The organism is Streptomyces sp. NPDC090088 (assembly GCF_044747345.1).
Lineage (GTDB): Bacteria > Actinomycetota > Actinomycetes > Streptomycetales > Streptomycetaceae > Streptomyces.
Genome location: NZ_JBIVDZ010000001.1, coordinates 809,584 through 827,053, shown reverse-complemented (window position 1 = coordinate 827,053; position 17,470 = coordinate 809,584). Strand labels below are relative to the sequence as shown.

The following is a 17,470-nucleotide window of genomic DNA, read 5'->3' as shown; positions in this document are numbered from 1 at the left end:
ACCTCACAGCCCCCGCCGGCCCGCCCCCGGACCCCTCACACCCATCCCCCGTCTCCGAAGAGGGCAGCGTTCCTCGTGGGAAACAGTGGTGATGCGGCCGGGTAACGTCGGCCGCGCACGCTCCTGGCATGACCTCGAATACGCGTGTGGTGGTGATCGGCGCCGGCCTCGCGGGCGTCCGTCTCGCCCGGCGGCTCGGTGAGCTCAAGAGGGCTGACGTCTCCGTGACACTCGTCGGCGACGAGGAGCACCGCCCGTACAACCGGGTGCTGCTCGCCGAGGTGCTGGCCGGCCGCTACGCCCCCGAGGTGATCGCCCTCCCGGCGCCCGCCGGCCTCGTCCGCGCCCGGGTGACCGGCATCGACCGCGCCGCCCGGACCGTCGGCTGCGCGGACGGCACGGAGATCGCATACGACACGCTGGTCCTGGCGACCGGCTCCAACCCGGTACTCCCGCCGCTGCGCGGGCTGTTCAGGGACACGTACCTCGGCCCGGCACGCCGGGCCGAGGAGCCGACCCGCTCCTGGGGCCGGGGGTCCGGGGGCGGTCCCCCGGGCGGGCACAGCACGCCGGACCACGTCCTCCCCGAGGGCGTGCACGCGTTCCGGACCATGGACGACTGCCTGGGACTGTCCAAGGCGGTACGGCCCGGGGCGCGGGCGGTGGTCGTCGGCGGCGGGCTGCTCGGCGTCTCCGCGGCCCGCGCGCTCGCCGTGCGCGGCGCGAAGGTGGTCCTCGCCCAGCAGGCGGAACGGCTCATGGAGCGCCAGCTCGACCTGGCCGCCTCCAAGCTCGTGCTGCGCCACCTGAAGGACCTGGGCGTCGAGGTGCACACCGAGTGCCGGGTGCGGGACGTGCGCTGCGCCGGCGGCGCGGTCCGCTCGGTGGAACTCGCCGACGGATACGTCCTCGACGCCGACCTGGTCGTCGTGGCGTGCGGGGTCCGGCCCCGGACCGGCCTGGCCCAGGACGCCGGACTCGCCGTCCACCAGGGCATCCTCGTCGACGACGAACTGCGCACCTCCGACCCGCGCATCCACGCGATCGGCGACTGCGCCCAGCACGAGGGGACGGTGTACGGCCTGGCGGCACCCGCCCTCGAACAGGCCGAAGCGCTCGCCGAGTCGCTCGCCGGGAACGGCGGCTCCCGCTACACCGGCACCCGTTCCCTCACCCGGCTCACCCTCGCCGGCACCGACTCCCCGCACACGACGTTCGACCTCGCCGCGTTCGGCGAGACCGAGGCCCGCCCCGGCGACGACGTCGTACAGCTCGCCGACGCCACCCGGGGCACGTACCGCAAGGTCGTCGTCCGTGACGACCGGCTGGTCGGCGGGGTCCTGGTCGGCGAACTCGGCACCGTCGGCGCGCTCGCCCGCGCCTGGGAGGGAGCAGAGCCGCTGCCCTCCGACGGCGGGCCGCTGCTCCACCTGCTCACCAACGATGGAGGCTCCTGATGACCACCGCCGCCCCGGGGGCCACCCCCACGATCGTGCTCGTCGGCCACGGCATGGTCGGCCAGCGCTTCCTGGAGGCGCTCGCCGAGCGCGGCCTGACCGCCACGCACCGCGTGGTCGTGCTGTGCGAGGAGCCGCGTCCGGCGTACGACCGGGTCGCCCTCACCTCGTACTTCTCGGGCCGGACCGCCGAGGAACTCTCCCTGACCGACCAGGAGTTCATCGAGACGCACGGCATCGAGCTGTACGTCGGCGACCCGGCGGTGACGGTCGACCGCGAGGCGCGGAAGGTGACGGCCAGGTCGGGCGCGGTGTTCGCGTACGACACCCTCGTCCTCGCCACCGGCTCCTTCCCGTTCGTGCCGCCCGTCCCGAACAAGGACGCCACCGGCTGCTTCGTCTACCGCACGATCGAGGACCTGCTCGCGATCGAGGAGTACGCGAGGACGGCCACGACGGGTGCCGTGGTCGGCGGCGGCCTGCTCGGCCTGGAGGCGGCCGGCGCGCTCAAGGGCCTCGGACTCACCTCGCACATCGTGGAGTTCGCGCCCCGGCTGATGCCCGTCCAGGTGGACGAGGGCGGCGGCGCGGCCCTGCTGCGCACCATCGAGGAGATGGGGCTGAGCGTGCACACGGGGGTGGGCACGCAGGAGATCGTCGTCGACGAGACCGGCGCCGTGACCGGCATGAAGCTGTCCGACGGTTCCGAACTCGCCACCGATCTCGTGGTGTTCAGCGCCGGTGTCCGGCCGCGCGACCAACTCGCCCGGGACTGCGGGCTGTCCGTCGGCGAGCGCGGCGGCATCACGGTCGACGAGCAGTGCCGTACCGTCTCCGACCCTCAGGTGTTCGCGATCGGCGAGTGCGCGCTGGCGGCGGACGGCCGGGTCTACGGCCTGGTGGCGCCGGGTTACGAGCAGGCCGAGACGGCCGCGGCCACCATCGCCGCCGACGAGGCCGCCTTCACCGGCGCGGACCTGTCCACCAAGCTGAAGCTGCTCGGCGTGGACGTGGCCTCCTTCGGCGACGCGCACGGCACGGCCGAGGACTGCCTGGACGTCGTCTACTCCGACTCCCGTTCCGGCCTGTACAAGAAGCTGGTCATCGGCCGGGACGGCACGCTGCTCGGCGGCATCCTGGTCGGGGACGCGGAGGCGTACGGCACGCTGAAGGCCTTCACCGGCTCCGTCCCGCCGGTCTCCCCCGAGTCCCTCGTCCTGCCCGCCGGCGCCGGGGAGTCCGTGCAGCTCGGCCCGACCGCGCTGCCGGACGACGCGATCATCTGCTCCTGCAACAACGTCCGCAAGGGCACGATCCGCGGCGCGGTCACCGAGCACAGCTGCACCACCGTGCCCGAGGTGAAGAAGTGCACCAAGGCCGGTACGACGTGCGGCAGTTGCGTCAAGGTGCTCGGCCAGCTGGTCACGGCGGAGCTGGAGGCGTCCGGCGTCGAGGTCGACAAGGGGCTGTGCGGCTGCTTCGCGCAGACCCGCGAGGAGCTGTACGAGATCGTCCTCGCGCTGCGCCTCAACACCTACCAGGACCTGCTGGACCGCTACGGCCGGGAGGGCGCCCGGGGCGGCGACGGCTGCGAGGTCTGCAAGCCGGCCGTGGCGTCGATCATCGCCTCCCTCGCCCCGACGATCGGCGCGAGCGGCTACGTCCTGGACGGCGAGCAGGCCGCGCTCCAGGACAGCAACGACCACTTCCTCGCCAACCTCCAGAAGAACGGCTCGTACTCGGTCGTCCCGCGGATCCCCGGCGGCGAGATCACCCCCGAGGGGCTGATCGTGATCGGCGAGATCGCCCGCGACTTCGGCCTCTACACGAAGATCACCGGCGGTCAGCGGATCGACATGTTCGGGGCGCGGGTGGAACAACTCCCGCTGATCTGGACGCGGTTGGTGGACGCGGGCTTCGAGTCCGGGCACGCGTACGGCAAGTCCCTGCGGACGGTGAAGTCCTGCGTGGGCTCGACGTGGTGCCGGTACGGCGTCCAGGACTCGGTGCGGATGGCGATCGACCTGGAGCTGCGCTACCGCGGCCTGCGCTCGCCCCACAAGCTCAAGTCGGCGGTCTCCGGCTGTGCCCGGGAGTGCGCGGAGGCCCAGTCGAAGGACTTCGGCGTGATCGCCACCGCGGGTGGCTGGAACCTGTACGTCGGCGGCAACGGCGGCGCCACCCCGCGCCACGCGGACCTGCTCGCGCAGGACCTGTCCGACGCCGAACTGGTCCGGCTGATCGACCGTTTCCTGATGTTCTACATCCGTACGGCGGACCGCCTGGAGCGCACCTCGACCTGGCTGGAGCGGATCCCTGGCGGCCTCGACCACGTCCGTGACGTCGTCGTCGAGGACTCCCTGGGCATCTGCGAGGAGCTGGAGTCGCTGATGGCGGCGCATGTCGCCCACTACGCCGACGAGTGGGCGTCGACCGTCAACGACCCGGAGAAGCTCGCCCGGTTCGTGTCCTTCGTCAACGCCCCCGACACCCCCGACCCGGTCGTCGGCTTCGTGCCCGAGCGGGACCAGATGAAGCCCGACCTGCCGCTGCTGTCCATCGGCATGCGCCCCACCGAAGAGGTCCTGGAAGGAAGCGCCCAGCGATGACCCTGGCACCCGAGACCACCGACCTGAAGGTCCAACTGCGGCTGGAGGACAGCTGGTTCACGGTCTGCGACCTGGACCGGCTGACCCCCGGCCGGGGCGTGGCCGCGCTGCTGCCGGACGGCCGCCAGGTCGCCCTCTTCCGCGACCGCGCGGACCGGCTGTACGCCATCGACAACCGCGACCCGTTCGGCGGCGCGGCCGTCCTCTCCCGCGGCCTGACCGGCACCCACCAGGGCCGCCCGTTCGTCGCCTCGCCCCTGCTGAAGCAGCGCTTCGACCTGGCGACCGGGCAGTGCCTGGACGACGAGACGGTGCGGGTGGCCGCGTACGAGGTACGGACAGCCTGAACTCCCCACCCTGCCATCCAGGATTACTTGACTGATCGTTCTGGAAATATCTAGGCTCTGGCACATGGCCAGGACCAAGGAGTTCGACCCGGACGCCGCGCTGCTGTCAGCCCTGGAGCTGTTCTGGCGGCGCGGCTACGAGGCGACGTCCATGGCCGATCTGGTCGAGCACCTGGGCATCGGCCGGGCCAGCCTCTACGCGACCTTCGGCAGCAAGCACGACCTGTACCTGAAGGCGCTGGACCGCTACCAGCAGGACCGCCTCCCGCCCCTGCTGCGGGCCCTGTCCCAGCCGGGCCCGGTACTGCCGGCCGTACGCGCGCTGGTACGGCAGTACGCCGACGAGTCGGCCACCGACGGCCTGCGGCTGCGCGGCTGCATGGTCACCAACGCGGCGGCCGAGCTCGCCCCGCACGATCCGGCCGCCGCGCGCAGCGTCGAACACGACTGGGACCGCGTCGAGACGGCCCTGCACGCGGCGCTCGTCCGGGCCCAGGCCCAGGCCGAACTCCCCGCCGACCGCGCCCCGCTGGCCCTCGCCCGCACCCTGCTGGTCCTGCTGCAGGGCCTGCGGGTGGTGGGCAAGGCCTCGACGGACCCGGCACGGGTCCGGGACGCGGCGGACCAGGCGCTGCGCCTGCTGGACTGACCGACGCTCCCCGCCGACGCGGGGATTTTTCTCGCCTCGATACTGAACCGATCGTTCAAGAAAAGGGAATGGGAGAGATCGCACTGATGGCTACCACTGGGGATCGATTCTCGGGTCGTACGGCGCTGGTCACCGGCGGCGGCAGTGGCATCGGGCGGGCCGTCGCCCTGGCGTTCGCGGCGGAGGGCGCGCGCGTGGTCGTAGCGGGCCGCCGTCCTGAGCCGCTGAAGGAGACGGTCGCGCTGATCGAGGAGCGGGGCGGCGAGGCGCTGGCGGTGCCGGCCGACGTCTCGCGGTCCGGGGACGCGGAGGCGCTGGTGGCGACCGCCGTGGACCACTTCGGTTCGCTGGACGTGGCGGTGAACAACGCGGGGGTCTTCCGGGGCGGGGTGCCGCTGGCCGACCTCCCGGAGGCCGACTGGCACGAGCAGCTGGCGGTCAACGTCACCGGCGTGCACCTGGCGCTGCGGGCCGAGATCCGGCGGATGCGGACCCAGCCGACGGGCGGCGCGATCGTCACCGTCTCCTCGAACTTCGGCGTCCACACCACGGCCCCCGGCGCCGCCGCCTACTCGGCGACGAAGGCCGCGGTGTCCGCGCTGAGCCGGGGCGCGGCGCTGGACCACATCCGCGACGGCGTCCGCATCAACGTGGTGAGCCCCGGCGCGACCGCCACCTCGATGTCACTGCGCGCGGGCGAGACGGACACGGACCGGGCGGAGCGGGCCCGGACCACCCTTCCCCTGGGCCGCGTCTCGGCCACGGAGGAGATCGCGGCGGCCGTGCTCTACCTGGCCTCGGACGCCGCGGCGTCGATGGTCGGCACGGACCTGCTGGTGGACAGCGGCGCCTCGCTGTAGCCGCGGGCCTACGAGGGCGGGGCGCCGGGGCCGCCGGAATTGACCGTCGGCCGTGGCCGTCGGACGTGGCCTGCCCTCGGCAGCGTACCCCGCGCTGCCCCGCACCGCCCGCGCACTGCCCCCGCACTGCCCGCGCACGGTCCGGCCGGCGCGTAGGGTGCCGGGGTGGTCGGCATTCCGGAGGCACTGGTGCGGGGCACGATCGACCGTGAGGGTGATCGTGGGGCGGCCTGGATCGCCGAACTCCCCGCGATCGTGTCCGACTTGCTGGAGCGGTGGGAGTGCGCGCCCGACGGTGAGGTGACGCACGGGGGTGTCGGTCTGATCGTCCCCGTACGACAACGGCCCACCGGCACACGCGCCGTCCTGAAGGTGTCCTTCCCGCACCCCGGAAACGTCCACGAGCCGGACGCGTTCGAGGTGTGGGCCGGCCGGGGCGCGGTGCTGCTCCACCGACGTGACGACGCCCGTTTCGCCCTCCTCCTCGAACGGGCCCACCCCACCACGCTGGCGGCACTGGAGTCCGACGACGAGACCGTGGTGACCATCGCGGGCCGCCTCAACCGCCGCCTGGCCGTCCCGGCGCCCCCGGCCCTGCCCCGCCTCCGGGACCGGGCGGAGCTCTGGGCGGCGGAGCTGCACCGGAACGCGGCGGAACTGTCCCACGTGCTCCCGCCCCGCGTGACGGGGGCGGCCGTCGCCACGGCCCGTGAACTGGGGCTCGCCCAGCCGGACACCCTCGTCCACGGCGACCTGCACGCACGGAACATCCTGCGGGCGGACCGGGAGCCGTGGCTCGCCGTCGACCCGAAGGGCTGTGCCGGCGACCCGGCGTACGACGGCGGCACCCTGCTGAAGTCCCGCGCGCTCTCGCTCATGCGGGCCGACCACCTCGCCAAGGCCGTCCACCGTCTCCTCGACGTCTTCGCGGACGCGGCGGAACTGGACCGCGAACGTGTCGGACGCTGGGCCCAGTTCCACGCCGTACAGGCGGCGTTCTGGGGCCGTCGGCACGGGTTCCGTATCGCCCGGAGCGGCCCCGGGCGGGACCGCGTCACCGAATTCGCCGACACACTGGCGGAGTTGCTGGTCGCGTGACGTAGCCCGGCCGTACAGGATGCGCCCATGGCCCACCTCCACGACCTCGTCTTCGACGCCGCCCACCCCGCCTCGGCGGCCCGCTTCTGGGCCGCCGCCCTCGACGACTACGCCATCGCCCCCTACGACGACGCCGAACTGGCCCGCCTGCGCTCCCTGGGCATCGACAGCCCCGAGGACGACCCGACGGTCCTCCTGGAACCGGCGTCGGGTGGCCCACGCCTGTGGTTCCAGCTCGTCCCGGAACGGAAACAGGTGAAGAACCGCGTCCACCTGGACGTCCGGGCCGCCGACCCGGAGGCGGAGACGCTACGCCTGACGGCCCTCGGGGCATCGGTGCGCGCCCGCCACACCGATCACACCGTCCTGGCGGATCCGGAGGGCAACGAGTTCTGCCTCTTCCCCCTCACCTCCTGACGACCGCCCACCCTTCCCCCTTCACCGCCGCCCGCCGAACTCCCACTCGTGCACCTCGACATCCGCGTACCGCACCGGCGCCAGAACAGCCCGCGCCGCCTCCGGCCCCTCCGCCCGGACCAGCGCCGCCGTACCGACCCACACACTGCCGTCATCGGACAGCAACGGCCCGAACGCGATCAGCCCGTCACGCTCGCCCCCGCCCGGCAGCCCACCCCCACCACCCCCACCGTCCTGCACCGGCCCGAGCCCCACCACCAGGTACCGCCTGCCGCCGGTCCGCCCACCCGGGAACTCCCACATCGTGCGCCCCAGCAGATTCCGCCACCGCCGCAGCAGCACGTCCCGGTACACACCCGCCTGGTAGTTCGGCTCGTCGAAGGCGAACGCCCGGGCAGCCGCCGGATCCGGCAACTCGACAATGTGCACACTCCCGCTGACCGTCTCCCCGTCCGACCCGAACGTCGGCCCACGAGCGATCAGCTCGTCGTCGTACCGGTCCATGTACGACCAGTGCTCCTCCACCAACGCCCCACGCAGCACCCCGGAGCCGACCCGGTCCCGGTGATAACAGAAGAACTCCATGACCCCGAAGCCTTCCGCAGGTCACCCGCCGACTCAACCGCACATACCCACACCACAACGCCCGGAGGGACGACCCCCGATACCGAGTGCCGCCCCCTCCCGTCCCCCTCCCTCCGCTCCCTCCGCCTCAGTCCCGTCGAATCAGTTCCGGATCGATCCGCCGCCCGACCAACGGCAGCGCACCGAGGGCGGCGACCGCCATGACCGCGAGCGCGCAGACGAGCAGAACGGGGAGCCCGGCTCCGTCCCAGTAGACCGGGCTGCCTCCGGTGATCAGGTAGGTGGACTCGGCCATCTTCCCGGCGACCAGGGCCAGCGCCAGTCCCACGGCCAGCGGGAGCACGACCTGGGCGACCTGCACAGCGCGCAGGGTGCGGCGGCCGGCGCCGAGCAGGGAGAGCGCGGTGACCTGAGGGCGCCACTCGACGGCCCGGTCAGTGGCGGCGACAAGGTAGGCCGCTACGCCGATGACGAGACCCAGAACCATACCGACGGTCATGAAGGTCCTGATCACAGCGACCTGGAGGAGGTCGGTGAGGTTCACCCCCGGAGTGATGGGTTCGACCGTCGGGGCGACATGCGCGATGCCGTCCAGCACCGTGCGGACAGTGCGCGGGTCAGCGGCGCTGATCAAGGTGTAGGTCGGGGCCAGAGGCCTCGCCCCCGGAGGCAGCAGGGAGGGCGGCAGGACGACGGTTCCGCTTTCGAACGCACCGATAGAGGAATGGTCCTGATATCGGATGGTTTGCCTTGGCGCCGTGAAGGTCACACCGCGGTGCCCGTCGGCCAGTGGGAACCGGAGCTTCGCCCCTGGGGTGGCGCCGCGCCCCTGCACCTGCGACGGGTCCCACAGCCGTAGCGGGCGTCCGTCATGGCATGCACCGACCCTGGGGACCATCGTCCGAAGCTGCGCGCAGGTGGCCAGGAGCACGTCGAACCTCGTATTCGAGTCGGTGCTTCCGACACGCTCCGCAGAGGCCGTCACCGCGTGTGCGCGAATGCCCGGCAACTGTTGCACGGATCGCCACTGGCCGGCGGTGAACCGGGGCTCGTGCAGTTCGTAGAGCTGGACGGACGAGGTGTTCTTGGTGGACTGGTCGAAGTCGAGCAGCACCCCTTGGGCGAGCGACGCGGCGAACACCAGCAGGACCAGACCTGTTGCCACGCGGAGCGCTGCCCCGGGCTCCGTCTCGTGCCGGCGCATGGCCAGCCCGAGCGCGAGAGAGCTTGTGGACCGGGCGATCCGCTGGGCCACGAATCTGCACAGGGGCGGCAGGGTCGTCACGAGGCCGACCCCGAGGAGGACGACTGCCGACGGCATGAGCAAGGTGGTCAGCCGCGTGCTGGGGAGCACGTGCCCGGTGGCCCCGGCGGCACAGAACACCGTGGCGATACCCGCTCCGCCGACCAGGGGGAGGACACCCCAGACAGAGGGAGGTTTCCCCGCGGCCGTCCTACGGACAGCGAGAGGGTTCGCCGCGGCCTTGCGCGCACTGGCCCTGCCCACGAACCAGGCGAGCGCCGGACACCCGACGAGGCACGCCACCAGTGTCGGGCCGGTCAGTGCGCCGTCGTCCGGGTACCACCTGAATCCGGGAAGCCCGATCCTGGAGACGAATTGGTTCAGAGCCCAGAACTCGCCCACGCCCAGGACGGCCCCGAGCCCGGCCGCCGCGACCGTCTCGGCGGCGTTCACCCGCTGCACTTCGCTGATACTCATCCCCAGCAGCCGCAACGCGGCCAGTCTGCGGGCTCGTTCCGCCGCGGAAAGACGGGCGCACACCGAGAGGAACACGACGAGCGGCAGAAGGACGACGCAGGCCAGCGTGAAACGCAAGTTGTCCAGCATCGAGGGATCCATGGTGGTGAGCGGCACGTCGGCGTCGGGCCCGCCGAACCCGGTCAGGGCGGAGCCGTCGGGGAGTTCGGCGCGGCTCATGCCCACATAGGCGACGAGTTCGTCGGGGCGAGCCAGCCCCTGGCGCCCGATGACCCCCTTCTCCCTGCCCGGCAGGCGTTGGCCCAATTCCGGCTGCTCAAGCAGCAGATCGCGAAGGCGGGGCGAGACGAAGACCTCACCCCGTTCCGGAAAGGTCTTCAGCCCCGGCGGTGGCTCCACGGCCTTGGCTCCCCTGGCCAGGAAGATGCGGCTGAGGGCCTGCGAGCCGAAGGGATCGGCCCGCTCCAGCAACAGGGGAAAGGAGTCGCCCGCACCGGATGGTGCGTCGACCGGCTGCCGGGCCGCGACACGCGCGTCCTGTGCCCCCAGGATGCCGGGAATGGTGAGCACGATGGCCAGGCAGCACACTCCGACAGAACTGCCGAGTGCCATGAGCGCGAATCGCACTCGGTTCTTGCGCCCGCTCCCGAACAGCAGCCGCAGCCCGAACAAGAGCTCCTTCACCGGGCCGACACTCCCAGTGGTGTGAGCACACCGTCGACCATGGAGTATCTGCTGTCGGCCCGCGCCGCGATGTCCGCGTCATGCGTGACGAGTACGACGGCAGCGCCCTGCGAACGCGCCAGTGTGAGGAATTCTTCCAGTACCGCCTGCGCGTTGACGCTGTCCAGCGATCCCGTCGGCTCGTCGGCGAAAACCACCGTCGGACGGTGCACGAGCGCACGGGCAACCGCGATTCGCTGACCCTGACCGCCGGACACCTGCGACGGGCGCCGGTCCCGCAGGTCGCTTAGGCCCAGCCGCCCCAGTACTTCGCCGGCCGCCGCGAGGGCCTGCCCCTTGCGCTGCCCGGCCAGCCGGAGCGGCAGCGCGGCATTCTCCTCCACGGTCAGCTCCGGCAGGAGCTCGCCGTACTGGAAGACGAATCCGAACCTGTCACGCCGCAGCGCGCTCAGTTCCGCATCATCGAGTTCGCCCAATGGACGTCCCTGGAAGCGGACTTCTCCGCGTGTCGCGGGGAGGACGCCTGCGAGGCAGTACAGGAGCGAGGACTTTCCCGAGCCGCTCGGGCCGGTGATGGCCGCGATCTCGCCCCGATGTAGGGCGATGTCCGCTCCCTTCACGGCCCGCGACGATCCGTAGGAGAGATCGATTCCCTGAGCTGCGAGCACTTGAGACATGGTGACCCGCTCAGCGCTGACCCGCGTGGAAGTGCACAACACCGGTACAGGTATCAGGATGGAACGACCTGTCGAGGCAGACGCGCATGTCCGCGTCGTCCGTGTACCGCTGCGCACCGTCCCAGTTGGAGCGGTGCAGGTGAACCTTCGCACGGTCCTTTCCGTCGTACCGCACCCATGTGTGGCCCTCGACCCGGACTTCCGCATATCCGTTGTTGCCGTCGGCGGGCAGAGTGTCGCGCAGGTCTCCCTCCCACTCGAAGGAACCGTGGTTCCGTTCCGCCGAGTTGAACCGGTAGTGGCCGTTCTCCAGCGCCACCCCCGGCGTCTGCAGTTTCGGCAGGTCTCGCCATGGCGCCGCCAACGCCGTCCCCGCCCCTGCGAGAAACGCCCCCGCCACGACAACACCCATCAGCGCCTTCTTCATACGCCACCTCTCCCAGAGCCCCGGTCACCCCAACGACAACCGGAGTTACAGAGAGTAGCGAACCAACTACGTGGCGAATCCTTCAGCCTCTTGATCACCATCAGATCAGGTGATCCAGAACAGGACACCGGCCGAAATCCGACGCGCCCTCGCTGCTCCTGGCGGTGGCCACCGGCTGACGGCCCGGGTGATCGTCGTGGTCAGAACAGCCCGTCGGCTCACGCGACGCGGCGGAGCGTCTCGGGTGTGAGGTCGGCGAGGGTGGGGCAGCCGTCGACGGCCATGATCAGGTCGACCTCGGCGAGCAGGGACCGCAGGACATGGACGAGGCCTTCCTCGCCGCCGTACGCGAGACCGTATGTGTAAGGACGGCCGATGCCGACGGCGGTGGCGCCCCGGGCAAGGGCCTTGACGATGTCGGCTCCGGTGCGGACCCCGGAGTCGAAGAGGACGGGCAGGCCGTCGGCGGCCTCGACCCTGCAGGCCAGCCTGCACTCGGTCAGCGACATCCTCCGGCTGGAGACCCAGCTGGCCCGGGCCCACCCGACCCTTCTGTGGGCGGAGCCGTCGGTGTGAAGGGGAGGGCGGGTCGCGCGTGCCGGGCTGCGGGGGCGGAGAAATTACCGGGAACTCCGGCGAACATTTCCGGCGTGGCGCGCATCGAACCTGGTGTAGGGCACAAGAAGACGGCGCCGGACGCTGACGCGGCTCACGGCGCGGAGTACGAGTGGAGCACCGTCACCGTGAACGAACACCGGAACACCACCGACCAGACCCTCGTCACCCGTTCCACGGCGAGGCGCCGCTCCGGCCGCAGGCTCGGCCGTGCGGTGCTCGCCGTGGCCGCCGTCGCCGGCCTGGGCCTCGCCTGGGCGGGCACCGCCTCGGCCGCGGGCACCAGCGGCGCGAGGACCACGCCGACCTGCTCGGCCGCCGCGCTGAAGGCCACGTTCGGCGAGCAGCTCGGCGGTGGCATGAACCACGAAGGGGTCGTGATCAGGCTGCGCAACCTCAGCGGCAAGACCTGTGCGCTGCGCGGCTACCCCGGTCTGGGCCTGGAGAACTCCCGGCACAAGGCCCTCACGTCCCACACGCACTGGGGTGACACCTGGTACGCCAAGGACCCGGGCCGCAAGACCCTCACCCTCAAGGACGGCGAGAGCGCCGAGGCCGTCGTCGCCTGGACGCACGCCAACACCGGTACCTCGGGCGCCGTGCACGCCTCCTACCTGGAGATCACCCCGCCCGCCTCCACCCAGCACAAGACACTCGCCTTCCCCGAATGGGTCGACCACGGCGACCTCTCCGTCACCGCGCTCGCCAAGCACATCACCGTCAACCACTGACGCCGGCGAGCAGGCAGGGAGGGGCGGCACCCCCGCACAGGGTGCCGCCCCTCTTCTTGCGTGCCGGGGCCGCCGTCCATCGGTCTTGAGGGTCGGGGACGGACGGCGGACCCGGGGTTCGGCGGAGGCCGGAGAGTGGTCAGGGCCTCGGCGTCAGGCCTCAGCGGTGGTCGCTGCCCTGTGACTCGGTCGCGGCGCGGCCGGCCTCCAGGCGGGCCACCGGGATCCGGAAGGGGCTGCAGGAGACGTAGTCGAGGCCCACCTGGTGGAAGAAGTGGACGGACTCGGGGTCGCCGCCGTGCTCGCCGCAGACGCCCAGCTTGAGGTCGGGGCGGGTGGCCCGGCCGGCCTTGGCGGCCGCGGCGACCAGGGAGCCGACGCCGTCGCGGTCGATGGTCTCGAAGGGGGAGACCCCGAAGATGCCCTTCTCCAGGTAGGCGGTGAAGAAGGAGGCCTCCACGTCGTCGCGGCTGAAGCCCCAGACGGTCTGCGTCAGGTCGTTGGTGCCGAAGGAGAAGAACTCCGCGGCCTCGGCGATCTGGCCCGCCGTCAGGGCGGCCCGCGGGAGCTCGATCATCGTGCCGATGGAGAGCTTCAGGTTCGTGCCGGTGGCCGCCTCGACCTCGGCGATGACCTGGTCGGCCTCCTCGCGGACGATCTCCAGCTCCTGGACCGTGCCGACCAGGGGGATCATGATCTCGGCGCGCGGGTCGCCCTTGGCGTTCTTGCGTTCGGCGGCCGCCTCCGCGATCGCGCGGACCTGCATCGTGAACAGGCCGGGGATGACCAGGCCGAGGCGTACGCCGCGCAGGCCCAGCATCGGGTTCTGCTCGTGCAGCCGGTGGACGGCCTGGAGGAGGCGGAGTTCGTTCTCGTGCGGCTCCTGGCGGGACTCGGCGAGGGCCACGCGGACCGAGAGTTCGGTGATGTCGGGAAGGAACTCGTGCAGCGGGGGGTCCAGGAGGCGGACCGTCACCGGGAGGCCGTCCATCGCCGAGAAGAGTTCGACGAAGTCCTTCTTCTGGAGGGGGAGCAGGGCGCGCAGGGACTCCTCGCGGTCCTCCTGGGTGTCCGCCAGGATCAGGCGTTCCACCAGTTCGCGACGGTCGCCGAGGAACATGTGCTCGGTACGGCACAGGCCGATGCCCTGGGCGCCGAAGCGGCGGGCGCGCAGGGCGTCCTCGGCGTTGTCGGCGTTGGCGCGCACGCGCAGCCGGCGCTTGCGGTCGGCGAAGGCCATGATGCGGTGGACGGCCTCGACCAGCTCGTCGGCGTCCTGGGCGCCCGCGTGCATCCGGCCCTCGAAGTACTCGACGACCGGGGACGGAACGACCGGGACCTCGCCCAGGTAGACCTTGCCGGAGGAGCCGTCGATGGAGATGACGTCGCCCTCCTCGACCACGTGGCCGCCGGGAACCGTCATGCGGCGGCGCTTGGTGTCGACCTCCAGGTCCTCCGCGCCGCACACACACGTCTTGCCCATGCCGCGGGCGACGACGGCCGCGTGGGAGGTCTTGCCGCCGCGGGAGGTGAGGATGCCCTCGGCGGCGATCATGCCGTCCAGGTCGTCGGGGTTCGTCTCGCGGCGGACCAGGATGACCTTCTCGCCGGAGCGGGACCACTTCACCGCGGTGTACGAGTCGAAGACCGCCTTGCCGACCGCCGCGCCCGGCGAGGCCGCGATGCCGCGCCCCACGGGCTGGGCCTTGGCCTGCTCGTCGAAGCGCGGGAACATCAGCTGGGCGAGCTGGGCGCCGGTGACGCGCTGGAGGGCCTCGGTCTCGTCGATCAGGCCCTGGTCGACCAGCTGGGTCGCGATCCGGAAGGCGGCGCCCGCCGTGCGCTTGCCGACGCGGGTCTGGAGCATCCACAGCTGGCCGCGCTCGATCGTGAACTCGATGTCGCAGAGGTCCTTGTAGTGGTTCTCCAGCGTCTCCATGATCTGCATCAGCTGGTCGTACGACTTCTTGTCGATCTGCTCCAGCTCGGCGAGCGGGACGGTGTTGCGGATGCCCGCGACGACGTCCTCGCCCTGGGCGTTCTGGAGGTAGTCGCCGTAGACGCCCTGGTGGCCGGAGGCGGGGTCGCGGGTGAAGGCGACGCCGGTGCCGGAGTCGGGGCCCAGGTTGCCGAAGACCATCGAGCAGACGTTGACCGCGGTGCCGAGGTCGCCGGGGATGCGCTCCTGGCGGCGGTAGAGCTTGGCGCGGTCGGTGTTCCAGGAGTCGAAGACCGCGCGGATCGCGAGGTCCATCTGCTCGCGCGGGTCCTGCGGGAAGTCCCGGCCGGCCTCGGTCTTGACGATCCTCTTGAACTTGGTGACGAGCTTCTTGAGGTCGGCGGCCTCCAGGTCCGTGTCGACGGTGACCTTCTTGGCCTCCTTCGCCGCGTCCAGGGCCTCCTCGAAGAGCTCGCCGTCGACGCCGAGGACGGTCTTGCCGAACATCTGGACGAGGCGGCGGTAGGAGTCCCACGCGAAGCGGTCGTCGCCGGCCTGCTTGGCCAGGCCCTGCACGGACTTGTCGGAGAGGCCGATGTTCAGGACCGTGTCCATCATGCCCGGCATGGAGAACTTGGCTCCGGAGCGGACCGACACCAGGAGGGGGTTGTCGGCCTGGCCGAGCTTCTTGCCCATCCGCTGTTCCAGCGCGTCGAGGTGCGCACTCACCTCGTCACGCAGTGCCGCCGGTTCCTCGCCGCTGTCGAGGTAGACCTTGCACGCGTCGGTCGTGATGGTGAAGCCGGGGGGAACGGGGAGCCCCAGGTTGGTCATCTCGGCGAGGTTCGCGCCCTTGCCACCCAGGAGGTCCTTGAGGTCCTTGTTTCCCTCGGTGAAGTCGTAGACGAGCTTCGCTACGTGGGGTTCTTTGTTTTCCGACACGGGTCTCGACTCCCTCGAGGACGCGGTGGCTGCCCTGACGGCGAGGAACATACCCAGATCGAAGGCGCCTGGGTACGTCTACTTGCGTGTCATGCGCTCGTAACCAGTCGTCCGCCACCGGATCGAAAGTCAAAGCTTGGCAAGCGGTGACGCGGTTGTGTTTTCACTTCTTGAACACAAGAACGCTCAGCACGGCACTTTACCGCTCATGTGAGCGGTCATACCGCACACCTGATTTCGATCGATGAACGATCAAGGGGTGGCACCCAGTGCCACCCCTTGGAGAAGTGCAGTCGCCCATGATCCGCTCATCTGAGCGCAACCCTTATCAAGGGTGGCGAGAATCACGCTCCCACAGACGGGCGGATTTCACCATGCGGACGTGGATCCGGACGCCGCGACCAGCCGGAAACCGGCCCGTCACACACCCAGCGACAGCAGCCGCTCCTCCGCCCGCTCCGGCGCGTACAGATGCTCCACGACCAGCGCCCCGGCGCCGATCAGCCCCGCCCGCTCCCCCAGCCGCGAGGTGACGACGTCCAGGTGAGCGGTGGAGCGGGGCAGCGCCCGCTGGTAGAGCAGTTCGCGTACGCCGGTGAGGAACGGGGTGCCCGCCAGGTCCCCGGCGATCATCAGCACGCCGGGGTTGAGGAGGGTGACGACCGTCGCCAGCACGTCCCCGACGCTGCGGCCGGCGTCCCGCGCCAGGGCGGCCGCCTCCGGATGCCCCGAGGCGAGCAGATCGCGCACATCTGAGCCGGACGCCGCCGGAACCCCGGCCTCCGCCAGCCTCCGGGCCACGGCGCCGCCGCTCGCGACGGCGGCGAGGCAGCCGTAGGAACCGCAGCGGCACTGCACCTCCGCGCCCACCCGGATATGACCGATGTCCCCGGCGCCGCCGTCGATGCCCCGGTAGATCGTGCCGTCGACCACGACCCCGGCGCCGATACCGGTCGAGACCTTCACCAGGACGAACGCCGAGCAGTCCGGGTATCCGGTGCGCTGTTCGCCGTACGCCATCAGGTTCGCGTCGTTGTCCACCAGGACCGGGACGGCCGGCGCGCCCGTGTGCTCCGTGAAGGCCCGGGCCGTGCGGCCCCTTATGTCGTAGCCGTCCCAGCCCGGCATGATCGGCGGCTGGACGACCCGGCCGGTGTCCATGTCGACCGGACCCGGTACCGCGAGGCCGATCCCGCACACCTCCGTGGCCCGGTGGCCGGCCTTCTCCAGCAACTCGGCGAACCAGCGGCCGAGTTCGGCGAGCACGGCCTCCGGGCCGTCCTGGATGACCGCCGTACCGGAGTGCTCGGCGAGGATCTCCCCGGTCAGGGACAGTACGGCGGCCCGGGCATGGCGGGTCTCCAGGTCGGCGGCGAGGACCACCGCGTGGGAGTCGTCGAACTCCAGGGTGATGGAGGGGCGGCCGCCCAGCGGGGAGTCGACCGGGCCGCCCGCGCCCTCGCGCAGCCAGCCCGCGCGGAACAGCCGGTCCAGACGGAGGCCGACGGTCGCCCGGGAGAGTCCGGTGGCCTGCTGGAGGGCGCCGCGCGTCACGGCCCGGCCGCTGCGGACCAGTTCGAGCAGGTCGCCGGCGCTGGCCGGCCCGCCGCCCTTCCCTGTCCCACCGGCCCTGCCGGTCCTGCCGGGACGTCCGGTCATGCGCACCCCCTTGTGTTTCTCAAGCTTGCATTACATATTGAGTTTTGCGTGTTA

The 17,470-nt window shown here is 71.4% G+C and carries 14 protein-coding genes and 1 pseudogene; 8 read left to right on the top strand and 7 right to left on the bottom strand.

The window, feature by feature from the left end:
• The first annotated feature begins 128 nt into the window (after positions 1 to 128).
• From ACIPSJ_RS03755 to ACIPSJ_RS03725, 7 genes are all read left to right on the top strand, one after another.
• Complete coding sequence (locus ACIPSJ_RS03755) at positions 129 to 1,457, top strand: NAD(P)/FAD-dependent oxidoreductase (protein WP_401343123.1); 1,329 nt, start codon at positions 129 to 131, stop codon at positions 1,455 to 1,457.
• Entirely contained in the window at positions 1,457 to 4,066 is a 2,610-nt protein-coding gene (nirB, locus tag ACIPSJ_RS03750; RefSeq protein ID WP_359218294.1) for a nitrite reductase large subunit NirB, read from the top strand. Before ACIPSJ_RS03755 ends, nirB begins: the two co-directional genes overlap by 1 nt.
• Positions 4,063 to 4,413 (top strand): nitrite reductase small subunit NirD, encoded by a 351-nt coding sequence (nirD, locus tag ACIPSJ_RS03745; protein WP_393793408.1) that lies wholly within the window; start codon positions 4,063 to 4,065, stop codon positions 4,411 to 4,413. Before nirB ends, nirD begins: the two co-directional genes overlap by 4 nt.
• 64 nt (positions 4,414 to 4,477) lie before the next feature.
• The gene (locus ACIPSJ_RS03740; protein WP_365682882.1) at positions 4,478 to 5,062 is read left to right on the top strand and encodes a helix-turn-helix domain-containing protein; all 585 of its coding nucleotides are present in this window, start codon (positions 4,478 to 4,480) and stop codon (positions 5,060 to 5,062) included.
• An 86-nt stretch (positions 5,063 to 5,148) separates the two neighbouring features.
• Positions 5,149 to 5,922, top strand: coding sequence for an SDR family NAD(P)-dependent oxidoreductase (locus tag ACIPSJ_RS03735; RefSeq protein WP_401343121.1), 774 nt, complete (start codon positions 5,149 to 5,151; stop codon positions 5,920 to 5,922).
• Positions 5,923 to 6,087: 165 nt separating this feature from the next.
• Positions 6,088 to 7,020 carry an aminoglycoside phosphotransferase family protein gene (locus ACIPSJ_RS03730; RefSeq protein WP_401343119.1) on the top strand — a complete coding sequence of 311 codons (933 nt, stop codon included), beginning with the start codon at positions 6,088 to 6,090 and terminating at the stop codon, positions 7,018 to 7,020.
• Positions 7,021 to 7,047: 27 nt separating this feature from the next.
• Positions 7,048 to 7,437, top strand: coding sequence for a VOC family protein (locus ACIPSJ_RS03725; protein ID WP_401343117.1), 390 nt, complete (start codon positions 7,048 to 7,050; stop codon positions 7,435 to 7,437).
• 21 nt (positions 7,438 to 7,458) lie between these two features.
• Here the strand turns inward: ACIPSJ_RS03725 and ACIPSJ_RS03720 are convergent, their stop codons facing one another.
• From ACIPSJ_RS03720 to ACIPSJ_RS03700, 5 genes and pseudogenes are all read right to left on the bottom strand, one after another.
• Positions 7,459 to 8,022 carry a YciI family protein gene (locus ACIPSJ_RS03720; RefSeq protein WP_401343115.1) on the bottom strand — a complete coding sequence of 188 codons (564 nt, stop codon included), beginning with the start codon at positions 8,020 to 8,022 and terminating at the stop codon, positions 7,459 to 7,461.
• Between the two features lie 127 nt (positions 8,023 to 8,149).
• A complete protein-coding gene (locus ACIPSJ_RS03715) occupies positions 8,150 to 10,426 on the bottom strand; it encodes an FtsX-like permease family protein (RefSeq protein ID WP_401343113.1) in 2,277 nt (758 codons plus the stop codon).
• Positions 10,423 to 11,103: an ABC transporter ATP-binding protein gene (locus ACIPSJ_RS03710; RefSeq protein WP_401343111.1), complete on the bottom strand. Its 681-nt coding sequence runs from the start codon at positions 11,101 to 11,103 to the stop codon at positions 10,423 to 10,425. Before ACIPSJ_RS03710 ends, ACIPSJ_RS03715 begins: the two co-directional genes overlap by 4 nt.
• A gap of 10 nt (positions 11,104 to 11,113) precedes the next feature.
• Positions 11,114 to 11,530, bottom strand: a complete 417-nt coding sequence (locus ACIPSJ_RS03705; protein ID WP_401343109.1) for a hypothetical protein — start codon at positions 11,528 to 11,530, stop codon at positions 11,114 to 11,116.
• A 218-nt stretch (positions 11,531 to 11,748) separates the two neighbouring features.
• Positions 11,749 to 12,006 (bottom strand): annotated as a pseudogene (locus ACIPSJ_RS03700) (alpha-hydroxy-acid oxidizing protein); the annotation flags it as partial.
• Between the two features lie 174 nt (positions 12,007 to 12,180).
• Here ACIPSJ_RS03700 and ACIPSJ_RS03695 point away from each other — a divergent pair.
• Positions 12,181 to 12,876 carry a DUF4232 domain-containing protein gene (locus ACIPSJ_RS03695; RefSeq protein WP_401343107.1) on the top strand — a complete coding sequence of 232 codons (696 nt, stop codon included), beginning with the start codon at positions 12,181 to 12,183 and terminating at the stop codon, positions 12,874 to 12,876.
• A gap of 160 nt (positions 12,877 to 13,036) precedes the next feature.
• Here the strand turns inward: ACIPSJ_RS03695 and ppdK are convergent, their stop codons facing one another.
• Both ppdK and ACIPSJ_RS03685 read right to left on the bottom strand, forming a co-directional pair.
• A complete protein-coding gene (gene ppdK / locus ACIPSJ_RS03690; protein WP_359218272.1) occupies positions 13,037 to 15,757 on the bottom strand; it encodes a pyruvate, phosphate dikinase in 2,721 nt (906 codons plus the stop codon).
• 420 nt (positions 15,758 to 16,177) lie between these two features.
• Positions 16,178 to 17,416, bottom strand: a complete 1,239-nt coding sequence (locus tag ACIPSJ_RS03685; RefSeq protein WP_359218270.1) for an ROK family protein — start codon at positions 17,414 to 17,416, stop codon at positions 16,178 to 16,180.
• Between the last annotated feature and the right edge of the window lie 54 nt (positions 17,417 to 17,470).